This window comes from Nostoc sp. C110 (assembly GCF_043099725.1).
GTDB classification, from domain to species: Bacteria; Cyanobacteriota; Cyanobacteriia; order Cyanobacteriales; family Nostocaceae; genus Nostoc; species Nostoc muscorum_A.
Genome location: NZ_CP171148.1, coordinates 5,601,915 through 5,612,363, shown reverse-complemented (window position 1 = coordinate 5,612,363; position 10,449 = coordinate 5,601,915). Strand labels below are relative to the sequence as shown.

Annotated in this window: 3 protein-coding genes; all 3 read right to left on the bottom strand. The window is 43.0% G+C overall.

What is annotated here, in order from left to right; translation table 11 throughout:
• Positions 1 to 36 precede the first annotated feature (36 nt).
• The 3 genes from ACFFRD_RS29010 to ACFFRD_RS29000 all read right to left on the bottom strand — a co-directional run bounded on the left by ACFFRD_RS29010 (position 37) and on the right by ACFFRD_RS29000 (position 10,385).
• Positions 37 to 417 carry a nuclear transport factor 2 family protein gene (locus tag ACFFRD_RS29010; protein WP_392479122.1) on the bottom strand — a complete coding sequence of 127 codons (381 nt, stop codon included), beginning with the start codon at positions 415 to 417 and terminating at the stop codon, positions 37 to 39.
• A 43-nt stretch (positions 418 to 460) separates the two neighbouring features.
• Positions 461 to 3,670: an amino acid adenylation domain-containing protein gene (locus ACFFRD_RS29005; RefSeq protein WP_392479120.1), complete on the bottom strand. Its 3,210-nt coding sequence runs from the start codon at positions 3,668 to 3,670 to the stop codon at positions 461 to 463.
• A 118-nt stretch (positions 3,671 to 3,788) separates the two neighbouring features.
• Complete coding sequence (locus tag ACFFRD_RS29000; protein WP_392479118.1) at positions 3,789 to 10,385, bottom strand: amino acid adenylation domain-containing protein; 6,597 nt, start codon at positions 10,383 to 10,385, stop codon at positions 3,789 to 3,791.
• Between the last annotated feature and the right edge of the window lie 64 nt (positions 10,386 to 10,449).

Genomic DNA, 10,449 nt, shown 5'->3' with positions numbered 1-10,449 from the left:
CTTTGAAAAGTTGCTATATAGACTGTTGGATATAACTTAAACTGCTGGTCTAAAAAAGTGAGTTATTCGACTTTTAAACTTACCATTCTCAAAAGAGTATACATCCGCAAAACGTTCATTAATGGGAGAGCTATTTTTATGTATCCCAATAAATTGCCCCCAACAAACACCATGATTATTTTCAATTACAATATGCTCAATTTTATGTTTACCATCCGCAATAATTCTATCATGCTTATAAAAACTGAGTAGTTTTTCAAGTCCTATGAAAGGCTGATAACCTGGACGTTCATAAATAATATTTTTGTCGAAACATTTCAATAATAAATCCCAATCAGAAGAATCAACAGCACAAAACAAAGTAATGATTAATTCCTTTTTAGCGGTAATATTGGATAAGCTAATAGACTGATTCATCTTTTGAGTCCTTTGGTATCATCAAATTGCTATATCTAAGTTATTAAAAAAGTAATTGCTGCGTTACTTCTGCCTCTGATAACTGATCAACTTCTCCTAAAATTTTTGCTATAGCATCATTTTCTGCTTGTTCAATCTGTTGAGCAATTACTTTTTGGCCAAGTTCAGCAATGGTCGGGTTTTCAAACAGATAACGGAGAGGAAAATCTAGAGAGAAGGCTTCTCTTAATCGAGAAATGGCTTGGGTAGCGAGTAAAGAATGTCCCCCTAAATCGAAAAAATTATCGTCAATTCCTATCTGTTTTATTTTGAGGATTTCAGCCCAAATTTTGGTTAATTCTTGTTCAGTAGGCGTGCGAGGAGGAACAAAATTAACCTCTAGATTTCTTTGGGAAGTATCTGGTGCGGGCAAAGCTCTGTGATTGATTTTACTATTAGGTGTTAAAGGGAATGCCTCTAGAAATACGAAGGCGGCGGGAATCATGTAATCAGGTAGCTTATGCTTGAGAAAGTTTCGCAGTGTAATAGGCGTTGGTTGATTATCTTTGGTGACAAGATAAGCCACTAAATACTTATTACCAAGTTCATCTTCTCGCACAATAACAACAACTTGCTTTATGTCAGGATGCTGATTTAAAAATGCCGCAATTTCTCCTAATTCAATGCGAAAGCCGCGAATTTTAACTTGTGTATCAATTCGACCTATAAATTCCAGGTTTCCATCAGGGAGACGGCGTGCTAAATCTCCGCTTTTGTAAAGCGTATCTCCCTTAATAAAAGGATTATGAATAAATTTTTCACTAGTTAATGTTGGTTGATTTAAGTAACCTCTAGCAACGCTCGCTCCACCCACATAAAGTTCCCCAGGAATGCCAATTGGAACTCTGTGTAAATCCCCATCTAGTAAGTAAACTATCCTGTCACCGATGGGCTTTCCAATGGGAATTGAATTCACATCTTCAGCAAGTTGTTTAGGAATCGGGTAACAACAAGTAAAAACTGTACATTCCGAAGGACCATACCCATGAATTAATTGCGTTCCTGGCAATAGTTCTAAGGCGCGACGAACATGAGTTATAGAAACGGCTTCTCCCCCAAACAGTAGTTGTTTTACACCTGACAATCCTTGCGGCATTGTCTCAATCATGAGATTGAATAAAGCTGTAGTCAGAAATAAGGTGTTAACTTTTTGTTCTTGAATAATCTGGCTTAAGCTTTCTGGTGTGGGAATTTTATCTGGATAAAGTACACAACGCCCACCGTAAAGCAATGGCGGCCAAAGTTCTAAGGTTAGTGCATCCCAAGAAATTGATGAATGTTGTAGCCAAATCTGTTTTGCATCAAGGTGAATATAATCAACCCCAAACATAAAACCAATAATGCTACGATGGGTAACTTCTGTTCCCTTTGGTGTTCCCGTCGTGCCAGAGGTATAAATGATATAAGCTAAGTTTTCTGGATTAACTTCACTGAGCAAATTGTCTTCTTTGTGTTGAGCGATTATTTCCCAATCTGAGTCAAGATTAACTACATTTTGATTATTGAGTGGGAGTCTATTTTGGAAATGAGTTTGTGTTAGTAAGATGGGTGTCTGTAAATCTTCCAGCATGAGCGTTAGTCGATCTGTTGGATAAGCAGGATCTAACGGAACATAAGCCCCGCCTGCTTTTAGGATTGCCAGTATTCCTACTACCATTTCGAGCGATCGCTCTACACAAATTCCCACCTTTACTTCTGGTTTAACTCCTAGCGTTTGTAAATAATGGGCTAATTGATTGGCACGGTTATTTAATTCCCGATAAGTTAAATGTTGCTTTTCATATACAAGTGCGACTGCATCAGGAGTTTTTTCTACCTGTTCTTCAAATAAAATATGAATACATTTGTATTGAATAGAATCTATATTTTTATTATTCTCTTGTAGAATTATCTCTTCCTCTTCGGCTCCACTAAGCAGGGATAATTGGCAAATATCTTGTTGTAAATTGGCTCCCATCCCTGATAGCAATGTTTGGAAATGTCCAATCATCCGCTCAATTGTCTCTTGCTCAAAATGACCAATATCATAGACAATCCTTCCAGACAATTGTGATTCAGGATTAATCACCACTGTTAACGGATAATTCGTGCGTTCAAAACAACGAAGATGACTAATTTCTAAAGTTTTTTTGGTTTCCTGTTCAGCAGAATCTAGCGGATAATTTTCAAATACTAAAAGGCTCTCAAACAGAGGCATTCCTGGAGGAACATCACTCAAACGCTGAATTTCTGCCAGTGAATAATAAGCATACTGTTCCTGTTCAAATGCTTGACTTTGTAATTGCTTGAGCCAGGGTAATAATTCTGCTTTTGGTGTAATTTGTACCCGTATGGGGAGGGTGTTGATTAATAGCCCCACCATCGAATCCACTCCCACAAGCGTTGGTGGACGACCAGATACAGTTGCACCAAAGACCACATCGCTTTCCCCTTTGTAGCGGGAAATTAGTAACGCCCATGCTCCCTGCACCAAATTATTCAAAGTTAAATGGTGCTGTCGCGCCGCATATTGCAATTTTTCAGTTACCGTTTGGGATAATTGAAAACGTTGCTCATTATATGTTCCTTGTCCCCTGTTTCCTATTAAAGGTGTAGGAACTTCAAACCCCTGGAGAGTTTTTTGCCAAAAATTCTTTGCTTGATCAATATCCTGTTGCTGTAACCACTGAATATATTCTCGATAGGGGCGAACGTGTTGGAGGCGTAAATGTTCGCCTTGCTGATGTGCTTCATAGAAAGCTAAAACCTCTTTGAGAATAATCTGCATCGACCAACCATCAAAGAGGATATGATGATGACTCCAAATAAATTGGTAAGTATAGTCCTCTAGCTGGATGATGGTGAAGCGCATCAGAGGGGCAACATCTAGTTCAAATCCTTTTTGGCGATCGCATTTCAAAAAATTCTCTAAATGCTCTTGTTGTTTATCAGGTGTAAAATGCCGCCAGTCCAATTCCTCCCACGGGAGATTCACTTGCTTACTCACCATTTGCAAGGGCTTTTCTATCTCTTCCCAATAAAAAGAACTGCGTAAAATTGGGTGTCGTGCAACAACCTGTTCCCAAGCTTGCTGGAAGGCAGGAAAATTTAATTTTCCTTGGAGGATACAAAGCAACTGCTCAAAATAAACTTCCGATTCTGGCGCATAAAGGGTATGAAACAGCATCCCCTGCTGCATGGGCGAAAGTTCATAAAGGTCTTCGATATTGTTCATGAAAATACCTTTGAGTGGGGAATGGGGACTGGGGAATGGGGAATGGGGAATGGGGAAAATAAAAAATGATTCTTGACTAATGACCAATGACAAATGACCAATGACCAATGACAAATGACTACTTCGTTTTGTTTTTGTCAATTTTGGCTAGGAATTTGTCAAGCTGTTTTTGGCTGAGTCTGGCTGCTGAGAAGTCTGAAGGTGTATGACCGATCGCATCAGGGGATTGACAGTGGGTAATGAGCGATCGCAATGCCTCCATAAATCCAAAGGCCAAACCCTCAATAGTGTCTCGTTTATGAATTTTCTCGCTGTAAGCCCAAGTCATCTCTAGCCTTCCTGCACGAATGAATCCGCTTACCCCTAACAGGTGGCTGCGCTGATTAAGTAGACTCTGTTCAGCTTTGAATTCTTGAGCCAAACCCAAGGCGGTAGAAGCCTTAATCACCTGATCGAATTGACCAAGGTAGTTAAAACTTAATTGTGCTTGGGGTAGCGCTTGTAGTTTCGTGCGGATTGTGTCATCCGGGTGTAAATATCTCAAAACACCATAGCCAATGCCCCGGTTTGGGATGCGCCGCAGTTGTTCTTTAACTAACTTTAAAACCTCTCCTGGATGGTCAATTTCTTCTAGCTGCAAATGAACGGGGAATAAGGTAGTAAACCAACCTACAGTCCGCGACAAATCCACATCCTCAAACAAGTCTTCTCGTCCATGTCCCTCTAAATCAACAAGCAGAGAACGTTCTCCCGTCCATTGGGCAAAGCTTTGCACTAGGGCAGTCAACAGCACATCATTAATTTGAGTGTTGTAGGCAGAGGGTACATCCTGCAAAAGAGCGCGGGTTTGTTCTTCAGTTAAAGAAAGTGACACAGAAGCGGTTGAGGCTACAGTATTATTTTCTTTATCGGAAGGCTTGTACTGAGCGGAATCGAAGTGATAGTCTACCGGTAAAGCTGTAACTTGAATACTAGATTGACTTAGCCAGTAATCCAACTCTGTGACTGCCTCTGATTGGGCGTATTCTGTGAGGCGATCGCTCCAATATTGAAAAGAAGTTGTCTTAGCTGGTAATTTAATGGTTTCACCACGGCTGATTTGCTGGTAAGCCATAGCCAAATCTTCAAGCAAAATCCGCCACGAAATACCATCTACTACTAAATGATGAATGATGAACAGTAACCGACCAGGTTGATCGTTGCCCAACCTAAACAGTACTACTCGTGCGATGCCTGCGGCGGGCGTAGCCATCGCCCCAGTCGATAGATTCAAACTAGCTTGGAGTTCGGCATCTGCCGCTTTCATTACTGTTTGTTGTTCTTCTGCCGATAGGTGCGATAAATTGATGACGCTAAAAGGTACAGGTTCCTGAACGGTGGCGTTAAACTGCTGCCAGTTTTCGCCTTCCTGCACAAATCGCAGACGCAAAGCATCGTGATGCACTAACAATTGTTGTACAACTTGCTGCAATAGCTCTGGTTGCAAATCTGGCGGCACTTCCAGCATGGCTGACTGGTTAAAGTAATCAGGTTCGGGCAATTTCTGCTCGAAAAACCAGTGTTGGATAGGTGTTAGCGCCACCTTGCCAGTTACTAATCCTTGTTCGGCTATAACTTGGCGAGTCATGCCTGCCACAGCAGCTAATTCAGCAATGGTCTGGTACTGAAATAGCTGTTTAGGGGCAATTTGAATACCCGCTTGATTAGCTCTTGAAATTACCTGAATGCTGAGGATGGAGTCTCCGCCCAATTCAAAGAAGTTATCGTGGATGCCGACTTGTTTTAGTCTTAAGATTTCCGACCAAATTGCTGCTAATCTCTCTTCTGTAGGGGTTTGGGGTGCAACAAAGTTATCTTCTGCGCCACGAGAGAGGTCGGGGGCTGGTAGCGAGCGGTAGTCTATCTTGCGGTTCGGAGTCATCGGCAGCGTCTCTAGCTGCACGAAAGCTGAAGGAACCATATAATTAGGCAACTTTGCTTTTAGGAAATGGCGCAGTTCATCAGTGGTTGGTTGCGGCTCGTGCGGTACAACATAAGCTACAAGCCGCTTTTGTCCCGGAATGTCTTCACGAGCAATGACCACAGTTTGAAACACTTGTGGGTGTTGTCTCAGCACCGTTTCGATTTCTCCCAACTCAATGCGGAAGCCGCGAATTTTCACCTGATCGTCAACTCGACCAAGATATTCTAGATGGCCATCTGCGCGAAATCGTGCTAAATCTCCTGTTTTATAGAGGCGATCCAATTTTGCATTTTGGATAAATTTCTCTGCGGTAAGTTCAGTCCGTTGCCAATAGCCTCTAGCTAATCCGGCTCCGCCAATATGCAGTTCTCCAGGAACTCCTATAGGGACAGGTTGCAGATATTGATCCAGGACATAAACCTGAACATTGCTAATCGGTCGTCCAATGCTAACAGAGGAGGCTTCTGGAGTTAAGCGATCTAAGGTGGTTATAACCGTTGCTTCCGTTGGCCCATAACTATTAAGTAATTGGGGTGGATGCCAGAAGTGAGCAACACTACTGTGCCAGCGCTTCACTTTTTCGAGTTGAACTTCTTCCCCACCAATAATCACTATTCTGATACTTTCGGCAATTCGGGAGTCTTCAGGGGTAAGTTCTGCGACTAATTGATGCCAATAGGCTGTGGGAAGATCCAAAACAGTTAACTGCCATTCTCGGCAACACCGCCAAAATTCATCGCTGGAGTGCAACATCTGTTCGGTTCGCAGCACTAATGTTGCACCGACTAAAAGACAAGGTAGGATTTCTTCAATAGATGTATCAAAACAGATTGACGCAAATTGCAGAATATTATCGCCCGCATTAATGCCATATTCATGAGTGGCAGTGATGACAAAATTTATTAGCGATCGCTGTTCAATCATCACCCCTTTGGGTTTACCCGTAGAACCAGAGGTGTAAATAATGTAGGCGAGGTTATGGAGTTGAACGTTAGTAATCGGATTGGCTGTACTGTGTTGAGCAATTATTTCCCAATCTGTATCTAAACAGATCGTTTTTCCGGCATAATCTCGTAATTTGCCCTGGAATCTTTCTTGAGTCAGCAGAATGCTTAGTTGTGTATCTTCGAGAATATCAGCCAGTCGCTCTTCGGGATAGGCAGGGTCAAGGGGAATGTATACACCCCCAGCTTTGAGAATGCCAAGTAAGGCGATAATCATCTCTGGGGAACGCTCAACGCAGATACCGACTAAGGTTTCTGGTTTGACTCCCAAACTTTGCAGATGGTGGGCTAGTTGATTGGCGCGATCGCTCAATTCGCGGTAAGTTAACTGTTGACCTTCTTGCTGAATAGCTACAGCGTCGGGCGTTAACTCCACCTGAGCCGCAAATAATTCATGGACACATTGCTGAGACGGATACTCTCTGTGAGTCTGATTCCATTCCACCAGTAACTGCTGCTGAGTCTGCGTTAACAGTGGTAATTCAGAAACTCGCTGCTCTGGATTAGCAACAATTCCTACTAGTAAAGTTTGATACTGCTCTGCCATCTGCTGGATTGTGGCAGCGTCGAATAAATCGGTGTTGTATTCCCAAATAACACTAATTCCCTTATCTCTACCATGTTGCGGGATGAGAACGACATCAAGATCAAACTTTGTTGATTTGTTGCTGAGGGCTACATTCGTGGTGATGTTCAACTCTGGGAGAGTTAAGTCTGGACGAGGAGAATCATGGAAGCTAAACATCACCTGAAACAGGGGATTATAACTCAGGTTCCGTATTGGTTTCAGAACCTCCACGACCTTATCGAAGGGTAAATCTTCGTTAGCAAAAGCTTCCAGACTGACTTGGCGGACTCGATCTAGTAACTCCTGAAATCTGGGATTTCCAGACAAATCGGTGCGTAAAACCAAATTATTGACGATCATGCCAATTAATTGTTCTGTCTCGCGCATCCGCCGATTGGCAACAGCTGTCCCTACACAGAGATCGTCCTGTCTGGTGTATCGGTGCAATATTACTAAAAAAGCCGCTAGCGTCGTCATGAATAAGGTGATTCCCTCTTGACGGCTCAAAACTCTCAAAGATTCGCACAAGCTAATGGGCAACTCTACCCTGACTTGAGCGCCGTTGTAGGTTTGTTCTGCTGGTCGCGGGCGGTCTGATGGTAATTCCAACAGGGGCGGACTGCCGGATAACTGTTGCTGCCAATAAGCTAATTGAGCTTCGGCTTCCTGGCTTTTAACCCACTCTCGCTGCCAATGGGCATAATCTCCAAACTGGAATGTTAATTCTGGCAGTGGGGAGGGATTACCCAAACAGAAGGCTTGATAAAGTTCCAGGAACTCATTCAAGAACACATTGTTGAAAGACCAGCCATCATGAACCATGTGATGTTCGATGTGGATCAAAAGATGGTTTTGGTCGCTCAACTTCAACAATAACCACCTAACTAACGGCAGTTGATTTAAGTAGAAGGGCTTTTGCACCTCTGCGTCAAATAGGCGCTGACTTTCTGCTTCTTGCTCAAACTCAGGAAATGTCTGGAGGTCTACCACTGTTAACTTAAGTGGTGAGGCTGGGTGGATTACTTGAAATAACCGTCCATCTATTGCCGGAAAAGTCGTGCGGAAGATTTCATGCCGTCGGACAATCTCACTGAGGCACTGCTCTAATGCAGACACATTAAGTTTCCCGGTGAATCGCAGAGTTACCTGAGCTTGATAGGCAGCACTTTCAGGAGCTACTTCTTGAATGAAATATACTCGCTCTTGAGCAAAGGATGCAGGCAAGTATCCTGACCGTGGAATTGGCTGCATAGCAGGACGTTGCAACTGTTGTTTCAGGTGGCTGTGCTGTTCAATCAGCCCAGCTAGACCCGCTATGGTAGGATTGGCAAAAATGTGGTGAAAAAATAACTCGACTTGGAAACCCTCGCGGATGCGGGAAAGAATCTGAGCTGCTATTAAGGAATGACCACCCAAATTGAAAAAATTATCATAGATTCCTATCTGCTCAAGTCCCAATAACTCAGCCCAGATACTGAAGAGTGTCTCTTCAGTGGGGTTACGAGGTGCGACAAAGGTTTCTTCGAGATCGGGGCGTGAGCGATCGCCAGATGGAAGATTTTGACGATCAACTTTACCATTGGGAGTAAGGGGCAAGGAGTCTAGGATTACAAAGACTGCTGGCACCATGTAGTTAGGCAGTTTTTCTTGAAGAAAGCGTTTGAGGGTAGTCACGCTCACATCAATTTGGTTAAGCACAATATAGGCGACAAGACGCTGATCACCAGGGATGTCTTCACGGGTGATTACCACCGCTTGTTGTACATCTGGGTGTTGACTCAAAAGCGCCTCAATTTCTCCCAGTTCAATCCGAAAACCGCGAATCTTCACCTGATGATCGATTCGCCCCAAAAACTCAATGTTGCCATCTGGTAAGAAGCGGGCTAAGTCCCCAGTCTTGTAGAGACGTTCCGAATTTGAGGATTGGTCTTCTTTCTCTCCCCTGCTCCCCTGCTCCCCTGCTCCTCTGCTTTTTTGGAAGGGATTAGAGATGAATCTCTCTTTAGTCAACTCTGGGCGGTTCAGATAGCCTCTAGCCAAGCCGTCGCCACCAATATACAATTCGCCAGGAGTACCAATCGGAACTGGTTGTTGATGGTTGTCGAGGATATAAATTTGTGTATTAGCGATCGCTCGACCAATTGTCAGTTGAGTGTCGCCAGTATATTCTGCTACTGTGGCGCAGACTGTTGATTCCGTTGGCCCGTAAGCATTAAAAAAGCGCCGTCCTTTTGACCATTCAGCAATCAGCTTCGGATTACAAGCTTCTCCGGCGACGATGAGGGTTTGCAAGTTTGGCAATTCCTCTTTTGGTAACGCTGCTAGTGCTGTGGGTGGTAGTGTTACCTGAGTTATTGATTGCTCACGCAAAAATTCAATTAAATCTGTTCCTGGGCGCAAGGAATTTTGAGTGCCAATGTAAAGGCTACCTCCTGAACACACAGCCATGAAAATTTCCCAAACTGAAGCATCAAAGCTGAAAGAAGCAAACTGGAGAACACGGCTATTTTGCTTTACATCAAACAGCTTTATTTGTGCATGGACTAAATTACACACGCCTTGATGCTGGAGTAGCACGCCTTTGGGTGTTCCTGTTGACCCTGATGTGTAAATTACATAAGCCAGATTTTCGGGTGCAACCCCACTACTAAGATTCTCGTTGCTCTCTCGCTGAAAAGATTCCCTGCCAGTATCCAGACAAATCAACTTCGCCCCACTTGCAGCTAATTCTTCAACAAATTTGTCTTGGGTTAACACCACTTGGACTTGCGAATCTGAGAGCATAAACGATAGACGCTCTTTCGGATACGTTGGATCTAGTGGAATGTATGCTCCACCCGCCTTGAGGATACCCAACATTCCTACAATCATTTCTAGCGATCGCTCAACGCAAATCCCTACCAACATCTCTGGTTTTACACCCCAAATTTGTAGATAATGTGCTATTTTGTTGGCTTGGTGGTTCAACTCTTGATAAGTTAGTTGTTCCTCCTTGAACACAACAGCGATGCTGTCTGGAGTTTTTTCTACTTGTGCTTCAAATAACTGATGTATACATAAGTGCTTTGGATAATCTACCGTTGTATGATTCCATTCCACCAATATTTTATGTCGCTCCTGCTCAGTTAAGGCAGACAAATTATTAATATTTTGAATAGAGTTAATGATAGTTTCTTCCATAATAAATTTGGTACAGAAAGTAAGGATTTTACAATTTTTCTAATTTTTTGCTATGTGCTTGCCT